The 22,773-nt window shown below is 56.4% G+C and carries 18 protein-coding genes, 1 tRNA gene and 1 pseudogene; 19 read left to right on the top strand and 1 reads right to left on the bottom strand.

Translation table 11 applies throughout. The features are described 5' to 3' along the window. The first annotated feature begins 296 nt into the window (after positions 1-296). The 15 genes from nifJ (at position 297) to yfcE (ending at position 17,786) form a co-directional block, all read left to right on the top strand. Positions 297-3,857 carry a pyruvate:ferredoxin (flavodoxin) oxidoreductase gene (nifJ, locus tag PGY33_RS01685; protein ID WP_118360709.1) on the top strand — a complete coding sequence of 1,187 codons (3,561 nt, stop codon included), beginning with the start codon at positions 297-299 and terminating at the stop codon, positions 3,855-3,857. A gap of 398 nt (positions 3,858-4,255) precedes the next feature. Beyond that, positions 4,256-5,089 (top strand): hypothetical protein, encoded by an 834-nt coding sequence (locus tag PGY33_RS01680; protein WP_270477043.1) that lies wholly within the window; start codon positions 4,256-4,258, stop codon positions 5,087-5,089. 12 nt (positions 5,090-5,101) lie between these two features. Beyond that, on the top strand, positions 5,102-5,938 hold the full coding sequence (locus PGY33_RS01675; RefSeq protein WP_118753425.1) for a hypothetical protein: 837 nt from the start codon (positions 5,102-5,104) through the stop codon (positions 5,936-5,938). Between the two features lie 119 nt (positions 5,939-6,057). Then, the gene (locus PGY33_RS01670; RefSeq protein WP_118478914.1) at positions 6,058-7,683 is read left to right on the top strand and encodes an S-layer homology domain-containing protein; all 1,626 of its coding nucleotides are present in this window, start codon (positions 6,058-6,060) and stop codon (positions 7,681-7,683) included. Between the two features lie 116 nt (positions 7,684-7,799). Then, on the top strand, positions 7,800-8,837 hold the full coding sequence (locus PGY33_RS01665) for a M42 family metallopeptidase (protein WP_118478916.1): 1,038 nt from the start codon (positions 7,800-7,802) through the stop codon (positions 8,835-8,837). Further along, complete coding sequence (locus tag PGY33_RS01660) at positions 8,834-9,856, top strand: M42 family metallopeptidase (protein ID WP_118478918.1); 1,023 nt, start codon at positions 8,834-8,836, stop codon at positions 9,854-9,856. The genes PGY33_RS01665 and PGY33_RS01660 overlap by 4 nt, the downstream gene beginning before the upstream one ends. Next, the gene (locus tag PGY33_RS01655; RefSeq protein ID WP_270418089.1) at positions 9,853-10,857 is read left to right on the top strand and encodes a M42 family metallopeptidase; all 1,005 of its coding nucleotides are present in this window, start codon (positions 9,853-9,855) and stop codon (positions 10,855-10,857) included. The genes PGY33_RS01660 and PGY33_RS01655 overlap by 4 nt, the downstream gene beginning before the upstream one ends. A gap of 282 nt (positions 10,858-11,139) precedes the next feature. Further along, complete coding sequence (locus tag PGY33_RS01650; protein WP_118478922.1) at positions 11,140-11,964, top strand: sigma-E processing peptidase SpoIIGA; 825 nt, start codon at positions 11,140-11,142, stop codon at positions 11,962-11,964. A 14-nt stretch (positions 11,965-11,978) separates the two neighbouring features. Further along, a complete protein-coding gene (gene sigE / locus PGY33_RS01645; RefSeq protein WP_118478924.1) occupies positions 11,979-12,683 on the top strand; it encodes an RNA polymerase sporulation sigma factor SigE in 705 nt (234 codons plus the stop codon). A 552-nt stretch (positions 12,684-13,235) separates the two neighbouring features. Then, entirely contained in the window at positions 13,236-13,727 is a 492-nt protein-coding gene (locus tag PGY33_RS01640; RefSeq protein ID WP_118478926.1) for a GNAT family N-acetyltransferase, read from the top strand. Positions 13,728-13,745: 18 nt separating this feature from the next. Then, positions 13,746-15,032 (top strand): amidohydrolase, encoded by a 1,287-nt coding sequence (locus tag PGY33_RS01635; RefSeq protein WP_118478928.1) that lies wholly within the window; start codon positions 13,746-13,748, stop codon positions 15,030-15,032. A gap of 13 nt (positions 15,033-15,045) precedes the next feature. After that, complete coding sequence (locus PGY33_RS01630; protein ID WP_118478930.1) at positions 15,046-15,864, top strand: purine-nucleoside phosphorylase; 819 nt, start codon at positions 15,046-15,048, stop codon at positions 15,862-15,864. A gap of 86 nt (positions 15,865-15,950) precedes the next feature. After that, a tRNA-Pro gene (locus tag PGY33_RS01625) sits at positions 15,951-16,027 on the top strand. Positions 16,028-16,122: 95 nt separating this feature from the next. Next, on the top strand, positions 16,123-17,232 hold the full coding sequence (gene mnmA / locus PGY33_RS01620; RefSeq protein WP_270477040.1) for a tRNA 2-thiouridine(34) synthase MnmA: 1,110 nt from the start codon (positions 16,123-16,125) through the stop codon (positions 17,230-17,232). Positions 17,233-17,240: 8 nt separating this feature from the next. Next, positions 17,241-17,786 carry a phosphodiesterase gene (yfcE, locus tag PGY33_RS01615; protein WP_118478932.1) on the top strand — a complete coding sequence of 182 codons (546 nt, stop codon included), beginning with the start codon at positions 17,241-17,243 and terminating at the stop codon, positions 17,784-17,786. A gap of 99 nt (positions 17,787-17,885) precedes the next feature. On the opposite strand, the gene PGY33_RS01610 is transcribed toward yfcE, so the two are convergent. Next, positions 17,886-18,953, bottom strand: a complete 1,068-nt coding sequence (locus PGY33_RS01610; RefSeq protein ID WP_118478934.1) for a branched-chain amino acid aminotransferase — start codon at positions 18,951-18,953, stop codon at positions 17,886-17,888. Between the two features lie 146 nt (positions 18,954-19,099). On the opposite strand from PGY33_RS01610, the gene PGY33_RS01605 reads away from it, so the two are divergent. The 4 genes and pseudogenes from PGY33_RS01605 to PGY33_RS01590 all read left to right on the top strand — a co-directional run bounded on the left by PGY33_RS01605 (position 19,100) and on the right by PGY33_RS01590 (position 22,771). Then, entirely contained in the window at positions 19,100-20,296 is a 1,197-nt protein-coding gene (locus PGY33_RS01605; protein ID WP_118478936.1) for a hypothetical protein, read from the top strand. A gap of 12 nt (positions 20,297-20,308) precedes the next feature. Further along, complete coding sequence (locus PGY33_RS01600; RefSeq protein WP_118478938.1) at positions 20,309-20,725, top strand: hypothetical protein; 417 nt, start codon at positions 20,309-20,311, stop codon at positions 20,723-20,725. Then, a pseudogene (locus PGY33_RS01595) lies at positions 20,713-21,390 on the top strand (DNA/RNA non-specific endonuclease); the annotation flags it as partial. The gene PGY33_RS01600 and the pseudogene PGY33_RS01595, both read left to right, overlap by 13 nt. A gap of 436 nt (positions 21,391-21,826) precedes the next feature. Continuing rightward, the gene (locus PGY33_RS01590; RefSeq protein ID WP_243022879.1) at positions 21,827-22,771 is read left to right on the top strand and encodes a sugar ABC transporter substrate-binding protein; all 945 of its coding nucleotides are present in this window, start codon (positions 21,827-21,829) and stop codon (positions 22,769-22,771) included. Positions 22,772-22,773 lie beyond the last annotated feature (2 nt).

Genomic DNA, 22,773 nt, shown 5'->3' with positions numbered 1-22,773 from the left:
ACATAACCAGATAACTATACATCTAATACTATACTATGTGTCATCAGATTACGCAATAAAAAACACGGAAAAAACACAGAAATTCCATGATAAAAAGTTTGTATGCGTTTCATAATATGAAACATCTTATCAAAATTTGAAAAATAGTGCGGAAAATAGTACATTTACTGTTTACAACTTTGTGCGTGAGTGCTACAATGAAGGGGCAGGTAAGGCTTAGTTTAGGTTAAAATACACCAAAACGAGGGCTTTTAATTCCGATTGAGAATTATAATTTTTTATAGGAGGACATCAACATGGCAAGAAAGATGAAGTCCATGGACGGCAACACTGCGGCCGCGCACGTATCGTACGCGTTTACCGAAGTTGCGGGTATCTATCCGATCACCCCGTCCAGCCCCATGGCAGACAGCGTTGACCAGTGGGCTGCCGCAGGTCAGAAGAACATTTTCGGTACTACCGTTAAGGTAATCGAAATGCAGTCCGAGGCAGGTGCGGCGGGTACCGTACACGGTTCTCTGGCAGCAGGTGCGCTGACCACCACCTACACCGCTTCTCAGGGTCTTCTTCTGATGATCCCGAATATGTACAAGATCGCAGGCGAGCTGCTTCCGTGTGTATTCCACGTTTCCGCTCGTACCGTTGCATCTCATGCACTGAACATCTTCGGTGACCATTCCGACGTTATGGCTTGCCGCCAGACTGGTTTCGCTATGCTGGCTGAGACCAACCCGCAGGAGGTCATGGACCTGTCTGCAGTAGCACATCTGGCTACCATTAAGTCCCGCGTTCCGTTCATCAACTTCTTCGACGGCTTCCGTACCTCCCACGAGATCCAGAAGATCCAGGTTTGGGATTACGAGGATCTGAAGGAAATGTGCGACATGGATGCTGTTGAAGCATTCCGCAAGCGCGCACTGAACCCGGAGCACGCTATGATGCGCGGCTCTCACGAGAACGGCGACGTATTCTTCCAGCACCGCGAGGCTTCCAACAAGTTCTATGAAGCTGTTCCGGGCATCGTTGAGGAGTACATGGGCAAGGTAAATGCCAAGCTCGGCACCAACTACCAGCTGTTCAACTACTACGGCGCTGCTGACGCTGACCGCGTTATCATCGCTATGGGCTCCATCTGCGACGTTGCAGAGGAAGTTATCGATTACCTGAACGCACACGGCGAGAAGGTCGGCCTGGTTAAGGTTCGTCTGTACCGTCCGTTCCGTGCTGACAAGCTGATCGCAGCTATCCCGGAGACCGCTAAGAAGATCGCAGTCCTCGACCGCACCAAGGAGCCGGGCTCCCAGGGCGAGCCGCTTTACATGGACGTTGTTACCGCTCTGGCTGATGCAGGCATCACCGATAAGGTAGTAACCGGCGGCCGTTACGGTCTGGGTTCCAAGGATACGCCCCCGTCCTCCGTATTCGCTGTATACGAGGAGCTGGCTAAGGCAGAGCCGAAGAAGATGTTCACCCTGGGCATCAACGACGACGTTACCTACCTGTCCCTCGAGGAGAAGCCGGCACCGAACACCGCAGCAGAAGGCACGACCGAGTGCAAGTTCTGGGGTCTCGGCGGCGATGGTACCGTTGGTGCGAACAAGAACTCCATCAAGATCATCGGTGACCACACTGACAAGTTCGTACAGGCTTACTTCCAGTACGACTCCAAGAAGACCGGCGGCGTAACCGTTTCGCATCTGCGTTTTGGCGACAAGCCGATCCGTTCTCCTTACTACATCAACAAGGCTGACTTCGTAGCATGCCACAACCCGTCCTACATCACCAAGCACTTCCCGATCGTGCGTGACGTTAAGCCGGGCGGCGTATTCCTCATCAACTGCCAGTGGACTCCGGAAGAGCTGAGCAAGCATCTGGCAGCTTCCGAGAAGCGCTACATTGCTAAGAACGACGTTCAGCTTTACACCATCAACGCTATCGACCTCGCTATCGAGATCGGCATGGGCAAGCGCACCAACACCATTCTGCAGTCTGCATTCTTCGCACTGGCTAAGGTAATGCCGAGCGAGCAGGCTATCCAGTTCATGAAGGACGCTGCTACCAAGTCCTACCTGAAGAAGGGCCAGGACATCGTTGATATGAACCACAAGGCTATCGACATCGGCGCTACCGCATTCAAGAAGATCGACGTACCGGCTGACTGGGCTGACGCACAGGACGAGGCTGATACCCGCGATCTGCAGGGCCGTCCGGAAGTTGTCAAGATGGTCAAGGACGTTATGGAGCCGATCGGCCGCATGGACGGCGACTCCCTGCCGGTATCCGCATTCGCAGGCGAGCATGTTGACGGCTCCTTCGAGCACGGCGCAGCTGCTTACGAGAAGCGCGGCGTAGCAGTTACCGTTCCGCAGTGGAACGAGGCTACCTGTGTTCAGTGTAACCAGTGTGCTTACGTTTGCCCGCACGCTACCATTCGTCCGTTCGCTCTGACTGAGGAAGAGGCTGCTGCTGCACCGGCTTCCACCAAGCTGGTTGACATCAAGGCCGGCAAGGGCAAGGGCGTTTACAAGTACACCATGGCTGTATCTCCGCTCGACTGCATGGGCTGCGGCGTATGTATCGGCGTTTGCCCGACCAAGTCCCTGACTATGGTTCCGCAGGCTGACGAGGCTGCTCAGCAGGATGCATTTGATTACTGCGTAGCAAAGGTTTCCGAGAAGGCCGACATGATCTCCACGAACTCCGTAAAGGATTCGCAGTTCAAGAAGCCGCTGCTTGAGTTCTCCGGTTCCTGCGCAGGCTGTGCAGAGACCTCTTACGCCCGCCTGATCACTCAGGTTTGCGGCGACCGCATGTACATCTCCAACGCTACCGGCTGTTCGTCCATTTGGGGCGGTCCGGCTGCTACCTCCCCGTACACCGTTGATGCAAACGGCCACGGTCCGGCATGGGCTAACTCCCTGTTCGAGGATAACGCAGAGCACGGCCTTGGCATGTACTACGGCCAGGAAGCTCTCCGTGAGCGCCTGATCTCCAAGCTCGAGGTTATGGCTGGCTCTGAGAACGCTACCGACGACTTCAAGAACGCTGTCAACACCTTCATGGATACCAAGGACAACGGCGCTGCTAACGCTGAGCCGGCAAAGGCACTGGTTGCAGAGCTCGAAAAGGGCGCAGCAGCAGGCTGCCCGGACTGCAAGGATGTTCTGGCTCACAAGGAATACCTCGCTAAGAAGTCCGTTTGGATCTTCGGCGGCGACGGCTGGGCATATGATATCGGCTTCGGCGGTCTGGATCACGTTCTGGCATCCGGCAAGGACGTAAACGTTATGGTATTCGATACCGAGGTTTACTCCAACACCGGCGGACAGGCTTCCAAGGCTACCAACATCGGCGCTGTTGCACAGTTCGCAGCTTCCGGTAAGACCACCAAGAAGAAGAGCCTTGCTGAGATCGCTATGAGCTACGGCTACGTTTACGTTGCACAGGTAGCTATGGGCGCTAACCCGGCTCAGACCCTGAAGGCCATCGCTGAGGCTGAGGCTTATCCGGGCCCGTCGCTGGTAATCGGCTATGCTCCGTGTGAGATGCACTCCATCAAGGGCGGCATGACCAACTGCCAGGCTGAGATGAAGAAGGCTGTTGACTGCGGTTACTGGAACCTGTTCCGCTTCAACCCGCAGCTGGCTGACGAGGGCAAGAACCCGTTCATTCTGGAGTCCAAGGAGCCTAAGACCGAGGATTACCGCAAGTTCATGATGAACGAGGCTCGTTACTCCGCACTGACCCGTGCATTCCCGGATCGTGCAGAGGGCCTGTTCGAGCGTTCCGAGGTAGAGTCTACCAAGCGTTACGCTCACCTGAAGCGCCTGCAGGATCTGTACGCTCCCGAGGCGTAAGATCGCGCAAAGCGCTTGCTGAAATAGCATAATAAATCCCGCAGAGGTTTTCTCTGCGGGATTTTTTTGCGTTTATTTCATAACATACGCGAATTATATCCGATGTTAGACTTTACCATAGGGTGCGGCAAGGTGAATTGCCCGTCAGGGCAAGAGAAGGTGCCCTGGGGTGCGACCTTTCGGCTCACCGCCTGTAAATTCATCTGCACACGCGCAATCGTAGGGGAGTACAGTGCGCTCTCGCATCACCGACAACCAGACGCGGACAAACGATTTTGCCGCTGCATGATACATTTCTGTTTCAAAATACAAAGAGATATATCCTTCCGGAAAAATTTATGCTATACTGAAACCAGATAAGACAGGCAGGACAATTAGATAGAGAAAGGCGGATGTTTATGAACAGAGATCTGCTCAAACGTGTGGGAATGTTGACGGCGGCAACTGCCGCCTGTACAGCCGGTGTTTTCGGGGCGCTGGCGGTGAATGGCTTACGCTACATGAGGCCAACGGCAGATAACTGGTGGCTGCTGCCGTGGGTCGCACCGGCGGAACGCATCGAGCAGTGCGTTATGGACTTCGGTGAGGGCGACCCGACCTACACTGTCACCGGATACGATGCACAGAACCGCGAGATTTGGTCGCGCACGACATTCGGCAAGCTGGCATCGGTCGGCAGCAGCCGTGATGTGTACATCGGCAATATATCGGCGCGGTATTTCTTCGGTCAGGGCGGAAAAGCGGACTCGGTTTGCCAGTATGATGAACAGGGACGGCTTATCCGTATGGAAACCGACTATGGCGGCATATCGACGTATTACTACCGCGGCGATGCGACTGAAACGTATCTGGAGGAAACGCACAACGCGCAGGGCGCGTTGACCGGCCGCAAGATCACCGAAACCGACCCGCAAACAGGCAGTACCGTCACCAATATGGACATATACGAAGACGATGGTACCTATCTTGCCTCGCAGTACTGCATACTGGATTCGCATGGCAACATCGTAAAGCAAGTGCATGTCAGCGCGGGCGGACAGATGAGAACCTGTGACTATCAGTGGACGTATGACGATGCCGCGCGCACGGCCACCTGTGTGGACGAGGCGGAGGGCACGACCGAGAAATACTGGTATGACGAACAGGGACGCTGGATAAAAAATGCATATAGCTTTTCGGAGGATGGTTTTTCGCGTGAGATTACAACAACATACACCGATGTCACCCGCTGAGGAGGTGTTTGGGTGAAGCTGAACATTCTTAAACGAGCCGGAATGCTGGCGGCGAGCACTGCCGTCTGCTGCGGCGTTGTTTTCGGCGGCTTATCGATGAACGGACTGCGGTATGTCCGTCCGACAGCGGAAAACTGGACACTTTTGGCGTATATGCAGCCTGCTGCTCGGATTGAACAGCAAAAGACAACGCGCGTGATACCGGATGAGAAGGAATGGTCCTATCTCAGAATCACCGGCTACGATGCGCAGAACCGCGAGATCTGGTCGCTGAATTGCAAGCGTCCGTTCGGTGTGAGTTCCAGCGAACGCAAGGTTTACAGCGGCAGCCAAATGACATGGTATTCCACAACCTGCGGTGTAAAGACGGTTTCTTACACAGAGTATGACGAGCAGGGGCGTATCATTCGCACAGCGAATGCGGACGGAATAGAGACTTACACCTATCGCGGAGACGAGGAAGAACCGTATCTGGAGCAGAGTTACGACACGGCGGGCAACATGCAGTCACAGGCGGTGTCGGAATACAATCCCAAAACCGGAGAAACGACCAGAACCAGTACGGTTTTCGAGGGTGTGCTGACCGGTGCATGGATTACGGTGAAGGATGCACGCGGCTCCACGCTGCACATGGAAAATGATGTGCATGATCCGAATTACGAAATGATGCAGGACAACGAGTGGACGTATGACGACGCTGAGCACACCGCAGTCTGCGTCAGCAGGGACGGCGTAACCGAGAAAATATGGTATGACGAGCAGCAGCGCGTCCTGCGGGATGAATACTACACGCCGGACGGTATGCTGCAGACCTGCACCGTCAATGATTTTTTTGACATTACCCGATAAATCTGGGAACCTTTTGCAGATACCAACGTCAAATACAATGCAGCGATCAGAAAACAGCGCGCGATACCGGGAACAAAGAAAACACATCACTGACCGCTGAATTAAAAGGAGGATTTTCTATGAAACGAACGATTGCAGCGATTTTATCTGCGGCTATGCTGGTAACGGCAGCTGCGGCAGCGGAAGCGCCGAGCAGTTGGGCCAAGTCGGCGGTGGATACCGCGCGGAACGCGGGCATTGTGCCGGAGCAGGTCGATCAGGCGTACACGCAGAGCATCACCCGTGCGGATTTCTGCGCGCTGGCGGCAGCGGTTTACCACACTTGGGAAAAGAGCGGCAACGTAAAATCCGTTGATAAGGCTGTGGTCTCCTTCTCGGATACCAAGGATGAGGATGTGCTGCTCTGCGCGGCTCTGGGCGTGGTAAACGGTGTCGGCGGCGGAAAGTTTGCACCGCAGCAGCAGCTGACCCGTCAGCAGGCGGCAAGCATGCTGCACCGTCTGGGCAATCTGCGCAAGAATGCCAAGGACAACGTAAAGGACCGTATGCCGCACGTTTTCGCGGACGGCGCGGATATTCAGGCGTGGGCACGGAATGATGTGTACTGGGTCTACAATCAGGGCGTAATGAACGGCGTCAGCGGCAATCGTTTTGCACCGAATAACAGCTATACACGCGAGCAGTCCATCGCGACCATGCTGCGCCTGTATGATACCAAGTATGCCGAGGTGCCGAGCGGCGAGACTGCGGCAGAGTACGCCGTTGTCATGGACGATGAGGGCGGTGCCGGTGCACGGTCGCAGATGCACATCGAGAACGCAAAGGGCAAAAAGCTGCTGACCGATTATAAGGATACCAAGGGCACCTTCGAGAATATTACTATGCTCGGTGTATGGGCCGGTGTGACGATGGAAAACGGCACGAAATATGACGTGGTGAACCTCAAAACCGGCGAAAAACTGGAGGATTACCGCATTCTTGTCGCAGACGGCGAGCAGGCAGGCTGGCTGTGTCCGATGGACATCACCAAGGTGACTTACGGTAAGGACTACATTGCGCTGGCTGACGGCACTAAGAGCACGGCGACTTATGATCGCATGACCAACTTCAAGGACGGCAAGGCGGTTGTCAACGTGGACGGCAAGACTATTCGTGCCATCGACACCACCGGCAAGACCCTGTGGAGCATGAATTTTGCGTTTGACCGCAGCAAGATGGAGATTCGTGATGGTGCGGGAGACCGCTTTACTGTGTGGGGCAATAATTCGGCTGCCATTATCGCAGGCGGCAAGCGCATTGCATCCAGCTCGGGCGGTCTGTATCTCAATCAGTACAGTGATACCTACATCTACTCCGAGAATACAGGCTACTATGCGCTGTACAACTTTAACGGCAGAAAGCTGACAAAGACCTATCAGAATGCGTTCGATGAGGTCGGTCAGAACATTTACAGCCACTGGATTAACGACAAGGAATACGAGTACATCCGCTGTGACGCGGACGGCACGAACAAGGTTCTGTTCCGCGTGAAGTGCCCGAACGGCCGTCCGGGCGCACTGCCGACCGACGGCGCAGGCGTGTATGCGCTCCGCACGGATGAGCATACCGTTACCTGCTTTGACCGCTTCGGCACGACGCTCGGCACCATCAAGCAGGATGGTGAAATCACGCTGGAACCCACCTTTGAAAACGGCTGTGTCCGCGTGATGGATAAGCTGTACCTCCCGACCGGCGAGGAAATCTGATAAACATGAAAAAGGCACCGATTCGGTGCCTTTTTCATTTGCTGTGCCTTGTAACCGAGCAATGAAACGGTTATAATAGAACCTGTACGACAAAAGACGAAAAAGGAGGAATTTCCTTGCAGTTAGAACAAACGCTGCGGACGCTGTGCGCGCTGCCGGCGGTCAGCGGCTTTGAAATGCAGGCGGCAAAGGCCGTCGCGGAGCTGTTCCGGCCGTACTGCGACACCGTGGACGCGGACAAGAACGGCAATGTGATCGGCAGCTTGTCCTGCGGTAAAGAGGGCGCGAAAACCGTCCTTCTGGACGCGCATCTCGACCAGATCGGCTTTCTTGTCACCGAGGTACTGGACGGCGGCTTTCTGCGGTTCGCGCCGGTCGGCGGTGTGGACCCGCGCATGCTGCTCGGCGGTGAGGTGACCATTCTCGCAGACGAGCCGCTATACGGCGTGGTATCCTGCATGCCGCCGCATCTGCTCAAGGCAGGTGAGCAGAACAAGTCCGTCCCCATCGACCAGATGGCGATCGACACCGGTCTGCTCGATGCCAAAAGCCGCATTCGTGTCGGCACGCCGATCGTGTTCGCGCAGCAGCCGATCAAGCTGGCGGGCGGTCAGCTTTGCAGCAAGTGCCTTGACGACCGCGCAGGCGTTGCCGCCATCCTGCTGGCGATGGAGAAGCTGCACGCGGCAAAGGACAAGCTGAAGTGCAATGTCGCAGTGCTCATCAGCACGCAGGAGGAGGTCACCGAGCTGGGTGCACAGACCGGCGCGTTTACGGTTCAGCCGGAGTACGCCATCGCGGTGGACGTGACCCACGGCAGAACGCCGGACGGTCCGTCGGACGGTGTGTTCGACCTCGGCAGCGGCGTGGCAGTCGGCATGGGACCGAACCTGCATCGCGGCTTTACCAAGGCGCTCATCAAGACCGCCAAGGCGAACGACATCGACTATACGCTTGAAATCATGGAGGGCAACACCGGCACGAATGCGTGGACGATGCAGATCGTCGGCCGCGGTATCGCAATGGGTCTGCTGTCCATTCCGGAAAAATACATGCATACGCCGGTCGAGGTTGTGGAGCTGTCTGATGTGCAGGCAGTCGCTGACCTGATGGCAGAATTCCTGCGCGAATTTGACGGGGAGGTGGGCGCATGATCGAACTGATGAAGCAGCTGTGCGCGCTGCCGGGGCCGTCCGGCTGTGAGGATGCGGTGCGCGAGTTTGTGCTCGAGAAGGTAAAGCCGTTCGCGGACGAGATAAAGACCGATGCCATCGGCAACATTATGGTGTTCCGAAAGGGCAAAAAGGCGCTCGAGCGTCCGGTCGTTGTGTGCGCACACATGGACGAGGTCGGCGTTATCATCAAGCAGATTACGGACGACGGCATGCTGAAGTTCGGCTTTGTCGGCGGCGTGGACCCGCGTGTTGTCATCGGCCGACCGGTTCGCTTCGGTGATGTGCAGGGCGTGATCGGCATCAAGGCAGTTCATTTGACGACCGCAGCAGAGCGCCGCACCATGCCCAAGACCAAGGATTTGTATATCGACATCGGTGCAGCGAGCAAAGCTGCCGCCGAGGACAAGGTTTCGCTTGGCGATTACGGCGTGTTCGACTCGGCGGTTGTCGAGTTCGGCGACGGTCTTATCAAGGCCAAGGCGATTGATGACCGCGTCGGCTGTGCTGCGCTCCTCAAGCTCATCGAGGACGAGCCGCCGATCGACACCTGGTTCTGCTTTACTGTGCAGGAGGAAGTTGGTCTGCGCGGTGCGGCAAGCATGGCGTATGCGCTCGACCCAGGATTTGCAATGGTGCTCGAGGGTACGACAGCTGCTGATCTCGCAGAGGTGGAAGGCGGCAAAGCTGTTTGCCGTGTACGCGGCGGTGTGGTTCTGCCGTTCATGGATGGCGCGACTATCTACGATGCGGAGCTGTTTGAACTTCTGCGCAATGCCTGCGACAAGCGCGGCATCTGCTGGCAGACGAAAACGCGCGTAGCTGGCGGCACGGACGCAGGCCGCATCCACAAGAGCCGTGCGGGCGTGCGCGTGTGCGCGGCTGCGGCTCCGGTACGCTATATTCACTCGCCGTCCTCGGTGGCGGCAGTAGCCGACTGCGAAGCGGTGCTCGCTGCCGCACGCGCATTTCTGGAAGAACTCGGAGGGAACGACGAATGAGCAAGATTTTTGATTTATGGAACACGGTCGCGGGGGCATTCGGCCCTTCCGGCCGTGAGGATGCGGTCCGCGAGACCATCGCGGAGATTGCAGGCGCGTATATCGACGATGTGACGACGGATGCACTCGGCAACCTCATCTGCCGCAAAAAAGGCGCAAAGAATGGCAAAAAGCTGTTGTTTGCCGCGCATATGGACTCTATCGGTGTGGTTGCCACCTATATTGAGGACAAGGGCTTTATCCGTTTTTCGCAGATCGGCGGCCTGTATGTCGGCGACCTGCTGAATATTCAGGTGAAGTTTGCCAACGGCACGCGCGGCGTGATCTCGTACGAGGAAAAGACGCCGCTCAAGGATTTGACACTGGATAATCTGTTCATCGACATCGGTGCAAAGAATGCCGATGAAGCGCGCAAACTGGTGCAGATCGGCGATTTTGCCGTGTACGAAGCACCGCGGTTCGAGCAGAACGGCGTGCTGTGCGGCCCGTATCTGGACAACCGCATCGGCTGTGTGACACTCCTGCTGATGATGGAGCAGTTGGCGGACAAGGAAATCGAGAACGACCTGTACTTCGTGTTTACGGCACAGGAGGAGGTTGGCCTGCGCGGCGCAGGCGCGGCAGCGTTCGCAGTTGAGCCGGATGCGGCTATCGCAGTGGACGTGACCGATACCGGCGACCTGCCGGAGATGAAGTCCGCGATGGCGGTCGAGCTGGGCAAGGGACCGGCAGTCAAGGTGATGGACCGCTCGGTTATCTGCACACCGGCGGTTGTAGATGCGCTCGAGCAGGCGGCGAAGGACTGCGGTGTATCCGCGCAGCGCGAAATCCTGCTGTGCGGCGGCACGGATACGTCGGCGCTGCAGAAGGCGCGCGCAGGCGTGCAGGCAGGCGCGGTCTCCATCCCGACTCGCTATATCCATTCTCCGAGCGAGCTGTGTGCGGTTTCCGATGTCGAGGACGCGGCAAAGCTGCTGGCACAGTACGCACTCCAAAAATAACCGATAGAGTTACTGGGAATTTTGTAAAAAACGACAGGTGACAAGCTGCCGATTTTGCAGTATGATAAAGACACAGCAAGGGGGCTGATACCGATAAAAGGTGCAGGACTCTTGCTGTTTTTTTATACCTTTTCTCATTTCGACCACATCTTACTTACATACTACTCTTTGCCTGAAGCTGTTCTACCTTATGGTAGAGCGGCTTCGGGCATTTTACGCTCTTTATTCGGCAAAACGTGCACGTTGTCCGTGCTATACTGAATCTTGTTCGGGAGGTGCGGTATGGTCGTCTATCTGGATGTGCTGTTTGCCGTCAACGCGCTGATGGATGGCGCAACGCTGCTTGCGGCGGCTCGCTTAGGCGGCGTGCAGGTGCGGAAAATGCGGCTGATTTTCTCAGCAGCACTCGGCGGCGGTTATGCCGTGCTGGGTGCGGTCTGGCCGGTGCTGACACTCGCGCCGCTGCGCCTGCTTGCAGGACTGGGCCTGTGCATGGTCGCTTTCGGCAGAGAGCGGCACCTTGCGCGGCTGTGTGCACTGTACGGCGTGGTCGCGGCCTCGTTCGCCGGACTGGCGGCGGCGCTGAGTGCCGCAAGCGGCAGGAGGCTGCTGCTCTCGTGTGGGTACTACTTTGCGGTGCCGATACAGGTGCTCGTGCTGGCGGCAGCTGTCGGCTACGCGGCAAGCGGGATACTCCTGTGCGGAGACGCGAAGCACGGCGCGCTGCACCGCGAAACGGAAACGCTGACCATCCGGTTCGGCAATCGGCAGACCGCCGTGCGTGTGCTGCACGACACGGGCAACGACCTGATCGAACCGGTATCCGGAAAGCCGGTCGTGGTGCTCGAGCGCAAGGCCGCCGAGTGCCTGCTGGGCACGAAACTGCCGTTTGGCAGTGCGTCCGCGCAGTTGGCGGCTCTGTCGGAAAATCTGGCTGCACGCTGCGGTCTGCTGCCGTTTCACGCGGTCGGCACGGATGGCGGTCTGCTGCTGTATTTCCGGCCGGACAGCGTGCTGAGAGCGGACGGCACGGCACTCGACTGTGTGTGTGCAGTCGGTGCGGTCTCCATCGGACAGGGCGCGTACGAGGGACTTATCGGGGTGTGAAAGGGAGAGCAAAAATGAAAATTCTGCAGTGGTTAAAGATGGTTTTGCGGCGGTTTCGAGCGCAAGGCGTACATTATATCGGCGGCAGCGATGTTCTGCCGCCGCCGTTGTCTCCGGAGGAGGAGGCCGCCGCCGTGGAGGCGAACAGCGGGGGCGATGTTGCGGCGCGCAACCGTCTTATCGAGCACAATCTGCGGCTGGTGGTGTTCCTGGCGCGCAAGTTTGAGTCGAGCGGTGTGGGAACGGAAGATTTAATTTCTATTGGAACGATCGGACTCATCAAGGCGGTGAGCACCTACCGGAGCGACAAAAACGTCAAGCTGGCGACGTATGCGTCGCGGTGTATCGAGAACGAGATCCTCATGCACCTGCGCAAGATCGCCGGACGGCGGAGCGAGGTTTCCATCGACGAGCCGCTGTCCTCGGACTGGGATGGCAACGAGCTGCTGCTGAGTGATATTCTCGGCACCGAGCCGGACAGCGTCATGCGGCCGCTCGAGGATGATGTGGACAAAATGCTGCTGCATCGTGCACTGGGTCATCTGCCGCCGAGAGAGCGGCAGATCATCTCGCTGCGGTTCGGCATCGGCACGCCGAAGGCGCTGACGCAGAAGGAGGTCGCAGATTTGCTGGGTATCTCGCAAAGCTATATTTCAAGGCTGGAAAAGCGGATTATCGCGCGAATGCGAAAAGACATTTTGAAGTATTCGGCGTTTTAAGGCAATACCGCATAATTGAACAAGAGTGATTTGCGAGTAAATTTTGCGTACTGACGAGGCACAGTTTTGCGGTAATACTTGATGTATTACCGTGAAACTTCGGCAGCGCGGACGGAACTCGCGCAAGGAACCGAAGCCAAAGTCAGGACACAAAATTTCCGCAAAGCACCGCGGCAGCGCGACCGGAGCCTGCGCAAGGAGCCGCCGCTTTAATTGTGCGGTGTTGCCTTAAGAAAGAGCGAGGAGTGAAAAGTTGAGAGGGGAGAGAACGCAATGGGTTATCGTTCGGCAAGTCGCAGATAATTCACAAATGCTGTGCAGAATATTCTCCAGACCAACGAGTTGCGCGACACTGTCATGCATGCCGCGCTTGCGGAGAGTAACCTGCATGTGTAGCAGTAAGGTATCTGACGTTGCGTAGAGGCAGAGAAATGGGCGCACACTGTGCGCCCGCGCGGCGTCAGCGCGTTTCCGCGGTTTGCAGCCGATGCGACAGTTTTCTTTTCTCCTGCACTATGCTATAATAAGAGAAAACCCAAGGGATGAGATACCATGCAGATCGAAATTCGGCAGTACGAGCAGCGTGACGCTGCACAGGCAGCAGAAATTTGGAACGAGGTCGTTGAGGACGGCAAAGCCTTTCCGCAGATGGAAAAGCTGGACGAGGTGACCGGTCATGCCTTTTTCACTGAGCAGACCTATACCGGCGTGGCGTACAATACGGAAACCGGTGAGTTGGTCGGTCTGTATATTCTGCACCCGAACAATGTGGGCCGCTGCGGTCATATCTGCAACGCAAGCTATGCAGTTAAAAAGTCTGTGCGCGGACAGCATATCGGTGAAAAACTGGTAAAGCACTGCATTGCACAGGGAAAAACGTGCGGATTCCGCGTGCTGCAGTTCAACGCAGTCGTCAAGAGCAACAAGGGCGCACTTGCGCTGTACAAAAAGCTGGGATTCACACAGCTTGGTGTGATTCCGGGCGGATTTTTGAACAAGGACGGCGAATACGAGGATATTATCCCGCATTACCATGTTCTGTAAAGAGAAAAGGAGAAAACAATGCTTTTTTGCAACATTGATCTGTTGGATGAGAATTTTGCGCTCAAACGCGGGCAGTACGTCGGTGTGAAGGACGGCAAGATCGCCTATATCGGTGACACCGAGCCGCAGGAGGACTACGGTGAGCGTTACGACGGCAGACACCGTCTGCTGATGAGCGGCTTCTACAACGTCCACAGCCACGCGCCGATGACGCTGCTGCGCGGCTACGCGGAGAATCTGCCGCTGCAGCGCTGGCTGGGTGAGAAGGTATTTCCGTTTGAGGACAAGATCGATGACGAAGCGGCGTACTACGGCACGCAGCTTTCCATTGCGGAAATGCTGGCGAGCGGTACGGTTTCGTTCTCGGATATGTATTTCTTCTTCGACGGCATGATGCCCGCGATCCGCGAGAGCGGCATCAAGTGCAACCTCAGCCGCGGCCTGACCGTATTTGACGACAGCGACTACGAGAGCCTTGCCGCCTACAAGGACAATCTGCGCCTGCTGAACGGGTGGAACGGCGAGCTGGGCGGCCGTCTGATCGGTGATCTGTGTATCCACGGCGAGTATACCTCGACACCCAAGGTGGTCGAGGCGGTAGCCGCTCACGCGAAGGACGCGGGTGCGCGTATCCACATCCACCTGTCCGAGACGCAGACCGAGCACGAGGAGTGCAAGCAGCGTCATGGCCTGACGCCGGCGGCGTACATGGAGGCACACGGCATTTTCGATTCTCCGACCACGGCGGCGCACTGCGTCTGGCTGGAGGACGAGGATTTCGATATCCTCAAGAAGCACAATGTTTCGGTCGCCTGCTGTCCGGCGAGCAACCTCAAGCTGGCATCCGGCTACGCGAACATCCCGAAAATGCTGGAGAAGGGCATCAATATCGCGCTCGGCACGGACGGCGCAGCCTCCAACAACAACCTGAATATTCTGCAGGATATTTACCTGTTCGGCGTGGTATACAAGGGTTTCTATCACGATTCCACACTGCTGACGCCTGCACAGGTGCTGCACACCGCAACGCGCGCCGGTGCGCTCTCGCAGGGACGCACTGACTGCGGCAAGCTGGCGGTTGGATATAAGGCTGACTTGTGCGTCATCGATACCGATACGCCGCAGTTTACGCCGATGACCGATGCCGCCTGCAACGTGGTCTATGCGGCTCAGGGCGCAGACGTTCGCCTGACCATGGTAGACGGCGAGGTGCTGTACCGCGATGGTGAATTCAAGACCATTGACATTGAAAAGGTAAAGGCGGAAACGCAGAAGCGCACGGACGCTATCCTGCGTCGGCTGTAAGGAGGGACAACCTATGCTGACAAAAGCAAATGTAGTGGAATCTGCAGCATATCTTAAAGAAAAGCTGCCGTTTGTGCCCGAAATCGCACTTGTGCTCGGCTCGGGCATCGGCCCGCTGGCAGATGAGGTGGAGAACCCGACGTATGTACCTTACGGCGAGATTCCGCACTTCAAGGTATCCACCGCGCCCGACCACGCAGGACGCATGGTGTGCGGCACACTGGCCGGACGCCGCGTTATCTGCATGCAGGGCCGTCTGCACGGCTACGAGGGCTACGCGCCGGACGAGGTGGCATATCCTGTTTATGTGCTGAAAGAGTTGGGTGTGAAGGCGCTTGTCGTGACGAATGCCTCCGGCGGCATCAACACCGGCTATCATGCGGGTGATTTTATGCTGATCACCGACCACATCAACATGACCGGTAAAAGTCCGCTGACCGGCAAAAACGATCCTGAACTCGGTACTCGTTTTCCGGATATGACGTTCGCCTACAGCCATGAGCTCGGTGAAAAAGCCCTGCAGGCCGCTGCGGACTGCGGTCTTAAGCTGCATCAGGGTGTATACTGCGGCGTAAACGGCCCGCAGTTTGAGACACCGGCGGAGATCCGCATGTTCCGCACGCTCGGCGCGGATGCGGTCGGCATGTCCACCGTGTTCGAGGTCATTGCGGCCGCGCATTGCGGTCTGCCGCTCGTCGGTATTGCCATGATCACCAATATGGCGGCGGGCGTGCTTATGCAGCCGCTCTCGGGCGCTGAGGTCAACGAGACTGCCGAGCGCCGCGGCGCAGAGCTGCGCCGTCTGGTGGCAAAGCTGCTCGAGAAAATTTAAGGAAAATTTCAAAAAAGTGTTGACAGAAAGCGATTTCTGCGATATACTAATAAAGCTGTCACGGAAAAGCGTTGGCAGCTTGATTTCGAGGTGTGGCTCAGCTTGGTAGAGCGCTTCGTTCGGGACGAAGAGGCCGCAGGTTCAAATCCTGTCACCTCGACCACAGAAACTCTGAAAACCACATGGTTTTCGGAGTTTTTTGCTATCTGATGAAAATTTTACTTACCACTTAATATATCGAAAGAGAGGACGGCATTGATGCAGAACGCAGAACAGAAGACCGCACTCATTGCGATGAGCGGCGGCGTAGACAGCTCGATCGCGGCTTACCTGATGCGGCAGGCGGACTTCCGCTGCATGGGCACGACCATGCGGCTGTACCGCAACGAGGATCTCGGCGCATGTAATTTCCGCACCTGCTGTTCGGAAAAGGATATCGAGGACGCAAGTGAGGTTGCGTTTCAGCTGGATATTCCGTATGAGGTGCTGGATTTTACACTGGATTTTCAGGAGAAGATCATCGGCAAGTTTGTCCGCACCTATGAGGCAGGCGGCACGCCCAATCCCTGTATTGACTGCAACCGCTTTATGAAGTTCGACAAGCTGCTGGATTTTGCCGAGCAGCACGGCCTGTATTACGTTGTCACGGGTCACTATGCCCGCATTGAGCAGGATGAACAGACCGGTCGCTGGCTGCTCAAAAAGGGCGTGGACGCGGGCAAGGACCAGAGCTATGTGCTGTACACGATGACGCAGCGGCAGCTTGCGCACACCAAATTTCCTCTGGGCGACCGCAACAAGCCGGAGATCCGCGAGCTGGCGGAGCAGCTCAGCTTCTGCAACGCACGCAAGCACGACAGCCAGGATATTTGCTTTGTGCCGGACGGCGATTACGTCAAGTTCATGGAGCAGTACACGGGCAAGCACTATCCGGCAGGCGATTTCCTCGATTTAGACGGCAAGCCGGTGGGAAAGCACGAGGGTGCTGTCCGCTATACCGTCGGTCAGAGACGCGGCCTCGGTCTTGCGATGGGTGAGCCGGTGTACGTCTGCGGCAAGGATATGGAGAAGAACACGGTTTCGGTCGGACCGGAGGCGGCGTTGTTCTCGAACACTGTGATCGTAGATGACATGAACTGGATTTCGATTCCGGAGCTGACCGAGCCAATCCACATCAAGGCGAAGATTCGCTACCGCCATGCGGAGCAGCCGGTGACGGTTTCTCCGATGGAGGACGGCCGTGTCAAGCTGGTGTTTGATGAGCCGCAGCGAGCCGCAGCGATCGGTCAGGCGGCGGTGCTGTATGACGGCGATGTAGTTGTAGGCGGCGGCACCATCGTGGATGTGCCAAAGCAGGCAGGCAGGTGAGGCGCGGCATGAAATTTCTCATTGCATCCGATATTCACGGCTCGGCATACTACTGCGAACAGCTGCTGCAGGCGTTCGAGCGCGAGCAGGCTGCGCGTCTGCTGCTGCTCGGCGATATTCTTTACCACGGTCCGAGAAACGATCTGCCGCGCGATTACGCGCCAAAGAAGGTGATTGCCATGCTGAACGGCATGGCGGATACAATCCTATGTGTGCGCGGCAACTGCGACACCGAGGTGGATCAGATGGTGCTCGAGTTTCCAATCCTCGCGGACTATGCCGTCCTGCCGACAGGGGAGCGGCTGGTGTATGTCACGCACGGACATCAATTCAACACGAAAACACCGCCGCCGTTGCGTAAGGGCGATGTGCTGCTGCACGGGCATACGCATATTCCGGCATGGGAGCCGTTTGGCAGGGAAAACCTGTATCTGAACCCGGGTTCAGTGTCCATCCCGAAAAATGATACCGCACATGGCTATATGACACTCGAAAACGGTGTTTTTACATGGAAAACGCTGAGCGGCGAACCATATCACACGCTTGCATTGTAAAAAAGAGGCTGACAGTTCACAGCTGTCAGCCTCTTTTTTATTGAATGTCGGTTTGCTTGCAAACCGCGTCCGCTAAAAGGCTTTGCCTTTTTATCGGAATCAGTCGATTTTTACAGTCCAGCCCAGCTCATCCGGCAGCTTGCCCCACTGGATGCCGGTCAGGGTGTTGTACAGCTTATGGGTAACTTCGCCGATCTCACCGTTGTTGATGTGAGCAACATCGCCCTCGTAGCGCAGCTCGCCAACCGGAGAGATAACTGCAGCGGTACCGGTGCCGAATACCTCTTCCAGCTTGCCATCGTGGGAAGCCTTCATAACGTCAGCGATCGGCAGGCGCTCCTCGGATACCGGAATGCCCCAGTGCTTGAGCAGCTCGATGCAGCTCATACGGGTAACGCCCGGCAGAACGGTGCCGACGGTCGGAGCGGTGTAAACGGTGCCGTCGATCTTGAAGAAGCAGTTCATGGAGCCGACTTCCTCAACGTACTTGTGCTCAACGCCGTCCAGCCACAGGGTCTGCTCGTAGCCCAGCTCGTGTGCCTTTACCTGAGAGATCAGGGATGCAGCGTAGTTGCCGCCGCACTTGGTGAAGCCGGTGCCGCCCGGGCAGGCACGAGTGTACTCATCCTCGACGAAGATCTTAACCGGATTGATGCCGGTGGAGTAGTAAGCGCCGACCGGAGAGCATACGATGATGAACTTGTGGGTGCGGGAGGTGCGAACGCCCAGATGCGGCTCGGTAGCGATGACAAACGGACGGATGTACAGGCTGGTGCCCTCAGCGTGCGGAACCCAGTCCTGATCGAAGGAAACAATGGCCTTGACAGCCTGAACGAAATCCTCTACCGGCAGGCTCGGCAGGCACATACGATGGTTGGTGTTGATCATACGCTGTGCATTCTTGTCCGGGCGGAACAGCTGAATGGAGCCGTCCGGGGTGCGGTAAGCCTTCAGACCCTCAAAGGACTCCATTGCGTAATGGAAAACCATCGCTGCCGGATCAAGCTCAAGCGGCTGATACGGTACGATGCGGGCATCGTGCCAGCCCTGTTCCTCATCGTGATCAATGATCAGCATGTGATCGGTATAATGAACACCAAAGCCGAGGCTGCTTTCGTCCGGCTTTGCCTTAGGAGTAGTGGTGCGCTGTGTTGTGATCTGCAGCATGGTTGATTCACTCTTTCTTTATAAGAATTTGTACTCTTTTATTATAGCACTCGATTCTCACAACGCAAGGTGTTTTTCGGCAGAAAGGGTGACAAACCCGCTGTGCTTTGGTATAATATGTTCGTACGAATTGCTGAAAGGAGTGAGTGCGTATCAAAAAAATCATCAGCTGTGTGCTGTGTGCCGCGCTGCTGCTGACGTTTCTGCCTGCACCGGCGCATGCGGTGACGCTGACAGCGGTAAACGACTCCATCCTGCCGCTCGACGAGAGCACCATGCCTGCACGTCTCGGCGGCGAAACCTATGTGCCGTACAGTGTGTTTACCACGCTCGGTGTGTCTGCCTCGGAGAATGACGGCGTGCTCGATCTTTCCGCAAACGACGAAACGCTCAGCTTTTCGACTGCGGAAGGCTATGTGTACGATCAGAATCTGAACAGCTATTCCACACCCGCGTATGAGATGAACGGAACGGTTTATGTGCCGGTCAAGCTGTGTTGTGCGAAGTTTGGCTTTACCTATTCTTCACTGACCCTGCAGGGGGAAAATGTGCTGCGTGTCGCGGACGGCTCGGCACAGAGCGATTCGGCGTTTATTGCGGCGCATACCAAGGTGATTGAGAACACGATCGACAACTACAAGGGCAGCACTTCCGGGTCGGACCGCAGCAATAACACGAATACCAATCCCGCACCGGCAAAGCCGGTGGACAACGATACCATCGAAATACCGAAGGTAGAGGAAAAGCCGGCGAAGAAGCCGGTCCGCGTGTATCTTGCCTATTACGGCGCGCCGAACGAAAACACGGCGGCTGTTCTGGACAATCTGCATGACGCAGGCAGGCAGGCGGCGTTTTTCCTGCCGACGGATACCTCCGAATGGGACGATGATCTGGTTCGCCGAATCGCAGCGGAAGGACATACGGCAGCCTTTCTGCTACAGGCGGACAGCAAAACCACAGGAGCAGACATGCTGGCCGACCTTGCCGCTGCGAACGAGCGCCTGACACTGCTGACCGGTGTGGCAGCCCGCATAGCCGCCAACCAGAGCGGCAGCGACGCGCTCACCGAAGCACAGCGCAGCGTGCTCATCGGTGCAGGCTACCGCCTGTGGGATGCCGGTCTGGACAGCGGCGATGCCGAGAAAAATGCGGCGGAAGCGTATACGCAGACCGTACAGTATTTCGCCTCCACGTCCGGCGTGGTAGTTGTGCGGCTGCATCACAGCAAGGCAACCCCGAGACTGACCGAAGCACTGTGCTCGTATATCGGACGGCAGGGTATTTTGGCAGGACACATCACATACAGCGTTACGCCGGTCAACAGTGCATCCGATACCCGATGAAGGGAGGACTCTATGAAGCTGATCTTATGTGTGGATGATAAAGGCGGCCTGGCCTTTAACCATCGCCGCCAGAGCCGCGACCGTGTGCTGAATGAGCACATTCTTAGGCACTGCGGTATGCACAGGCTGTGGATAAGTCCGTACACCGCAAAGCTGTTCGGAGCGGATACGGCAGTACGGCTTTGCATCGCTGAGGATTGCCTCGAGCGGGCGGCAGAGGACGATTACTGCTTCGCTGAGGTGCACGATCCTGCACCATACTTAAACAGGGTGCAGCAGGTGATAGTATATCACTGGAATCGTGTCTATCCCGCCGACCGGTATTTCACCTTGCCGGAAACCGGATGGACGAAGCAAAGCGAGACCGAATTTGCCGGTTCCTCGCATGAGAAAATAACAGAGGAAGTATTTGTTAAATGCGAAAATTGACCCGCGCGTTTGCGCCGATTGTATTCGTGCTCAGCCTGCTGCTTTCCGGCTGTGCACTGCCCATGCCGTCGAGCAGTATGGTTTCGATGGACGATCTGCCCGCCTACTCGGATTCTGCTTATGTCGAGATCGATGGCAATCAGCCATTCTTCACCGACGCAGACAAACAGGAGACCGGATCGTTTGAGGAATATTCGGATTTGGATTATCTCGGACGGTGCGGCACGGCATACGCCAATGTCGGACAGGATCTGATGCCCGCAGATGGAGAAAAACGCGGTTCGATCGGTCAGGTCAAGCCAACCGGATGGCATACCGTCAAGTATGACTGTGTGGACGGCAAATACCTGTATAACCGCTGTCACCTGATCGGCTGGCAGCTTACCGCCGAGAATGCCAACAAGCAGAATCTGATCACCGGCACGCGATACCTCAATATCGAGGGTATGCTGCCGTTTGAGAATATGGTCGCTGACTATGTGAAGGAAACCGGCAACCATGTGCTCTATCGGGTCACGCCGGTGTTTGAGGGCAGCAATCTTGTTGCCTCGGGCGTGCAGATGGAGGCGTGGTCAGTCGAGGACGACGGCGAAGGCATTTGCTTTAACGTGTACTGCTATAACGTCCAGCCAGGCGTGGAAATTGATTATGCCTCCGGCGAAAGTCAGGCAGCGTAAAGAAAAACAGCAAGTTCAGTCGGACTTGCTGTTTTTTCTTTCATTGAGAATGGAGAATTGAAAATTGAGAATTTCGGTAACGCGAAAGGGCGTTTATTCAATAACCGCCCTTCGGGCAGTTTCTTTCATTCTCTATCCTCAATTTGTTAAATTTGCTTGCGGATATGCTCCAGTGCGCCCTTCTCCAATCGGGATACCTGCGCCTGTGAGATGTGTATCTTATCAAACGAAAGGATGTGATCTGCAGGATGATTTCTGCGCTTATCGTACGGTAAAAGTGCGGATTTGTCAAGATGGACAGGGAAAATCAAGTGATTGACCAATAGAGAAGCAAAGCCGCAAGAAACCCATCACATCCGTCTTTTTCACCGGAAAAATTTATGCTATAATGGTATCAACTACTAAGGGGAAAGGCGGGATACCGTTGCGCACAAGACCAATCCTTGCGGCAGCGGCGCTGCTGCTGGCGGCCGGACTTGCCGCCGTGACGCATCAGGCCCTATCGCAGGCGGACGAGCCGCTCCGCATTGGCACGACGTACATGACGATGAACAACCCGTTTTACAGCGTCATTGACGAGGAACTGCGGTTGGTGATCGAAAGCCGCGGCGATATTCTGCTGACGCGTGATCCGGCGCTCGATCAGGAGCGGCAGAACGAGGAGATACGCGATCTGCTGCACGAAAATATCGACCTGCTGGTGCTCAATCCAGTGGACTATCGTGAGATCGAGCCGGCACTGCGGGAGGCACAGAAGGCGGGCGTACCGGTCGTAGTTATCGACTCGCAGGTCGGCAACCCGGATTTGGTAGCGTGCACGATCGCGTCCGACAACTACGGTGCGGGTGTGCTCTGCGCGGAGCACCTGATGAACACGCGCGATTCCGCGAAGGTCGTGCTGCTTGAGCACGCATCTACCAAGTCCGGCCGAGACCGTATCCAGGGCTTTTGCGATACGCTGGCATCCGACGTCAACTATCAAATCATCGGTCGCGCGGACAGCGCCGGTCAGCTTGAAGTCGCCATGCCGGAGATGGACAAGCTGCTTGAACAGGGCATTGTGCCGGACGCCGTGATGTCACTTAACGACCCGAGCGCACTTGGCGCGATGGCGGCTCTGCAGGAGCATGGCATGCTGCAGGATACGGCGGTTTACGGCGTGGATGGTGCTCCCGAAGCGAAAAGCATGATCAGCGAGGGCGCTATGACGGCGACAGCGGCCCAGTCCCCCATTCGGCTGGGGCAGATTACCGCGCAGACGGTCTACGCCATCTTAAACGGCGAGGACTACGAAAAGGAAATTACGGTTCCGGTAGCACTGGTGACCAGGGACAACGTAAACAGCTACGACATGGACGGCTGGCAGTAGGG

The sequence above is a fragment of the Butyricicoccus sp. AF18-9LB genome, from assembly GCF_027684505.1.
In the GTDB taxonomy this organism is placed as follows: domain Bacteria; phylum Bacillota; class Clostridia; order Oscillospirales; family Butyricicoccaceae; genus Agathobaculum; species Agathobaculum butyriciproducens.
Note: the sequence above shows the minus strand (reverse complement) of the source record. Positions and strands in the feature narration are given on the sequence as shown.

Coding starts and splice junctions, on each gene's coding strand:
- PGY33_RS01635 (WP_118478928.1), top strand. CDS start 13,746: ATGCTTTTTTGCAACATTGATCTGTTGGATGAGAATTTTGCGCTCAAA.
- PGY33_RS01610 (WP_118478934.1), bottom strand. CDS start 18,953: ATGCTGCAGATCACAACACAGCGCACCACTACTCCTAAGGCAAAGCCG.
- PGY33_RS01660 (WP_118478918.1), top strand. CDS start 8,834: ATGATCGAACTGATGAAGCAGCTGTGCGCGCTGCCGGGGCCGTCCGGC.
- PGY33_RS01650 (WP_118478922.1), top strand. CDS start 11,140: ATGGTCGTCTATCTGGATGTGCTGTTTGCCGTCAACGCGCTGATGGAT.
- PGY33_RS01640 (WP_118478926.1), top strand. CDS start 13,236: ATGCAGATCGAAATTCGGCAGTACGAGCAGCGTGACGCTGCACAGGCA.
- mnmA (WP_270477040.1), top strand. CDS start 16,123: ATGCAGAACGCAGAACAGAAGACCGCACTCATTGCGATGAGCGGCGGC.
- PGY33_RS01630 (WP_118478930.1), top strand. CDS start 15,046: ATGCTGACAAAAGCAAATGTAGTGGAATCTGCAGCATATCTTAAAGAA.
- PGY33_RS01600 (WP_118478938.1), top strand. CDS start 20,309: ATGAAGCTGATCTTATGTGTGGATGATAAAGGCGGCCTGGCCTTTAAC.
- PGY33_RS01670 (WP_118478914.1), top strand. CDS start 6,058: ATGAAACGAACGATTGCAGCGATTTTATCTGCGGCTATGCTGGTAACG.
- sigE (WP_118478924.1), top strand. CDS start 11,979: ATGAAAATTCTGCAGTGGTTAAAGATGGTTTTGCGGCGGTTTCGAGCG.
- PGY33_RS01680 (WP_270477043.1), top strand. CDS start 4,256: ATGAACAGAGATCTGCTCAAACGTGTGGGAATGTTGACGGCGGCAACT.
- nifJ (WP_118360709.1), top strand. CDS start 297: ATGGCAAGAAAGATGAAGTCCATGGACGGCAACACTGCGGCCGCGCAC.
- PGY33_RS01655 (WP_270418089.1), top strand. CDS start 9,853: ATGAGCAAGATTTTTGATTTATGGAACACGGTCGCGGGGGCATTCGGC.
- yfcE (WP_118478932.1), top strand. CDS start 17,241: ATGAAATTTCTCATTGCATCCGATATTCACGGCTCGGCATACTACTGC.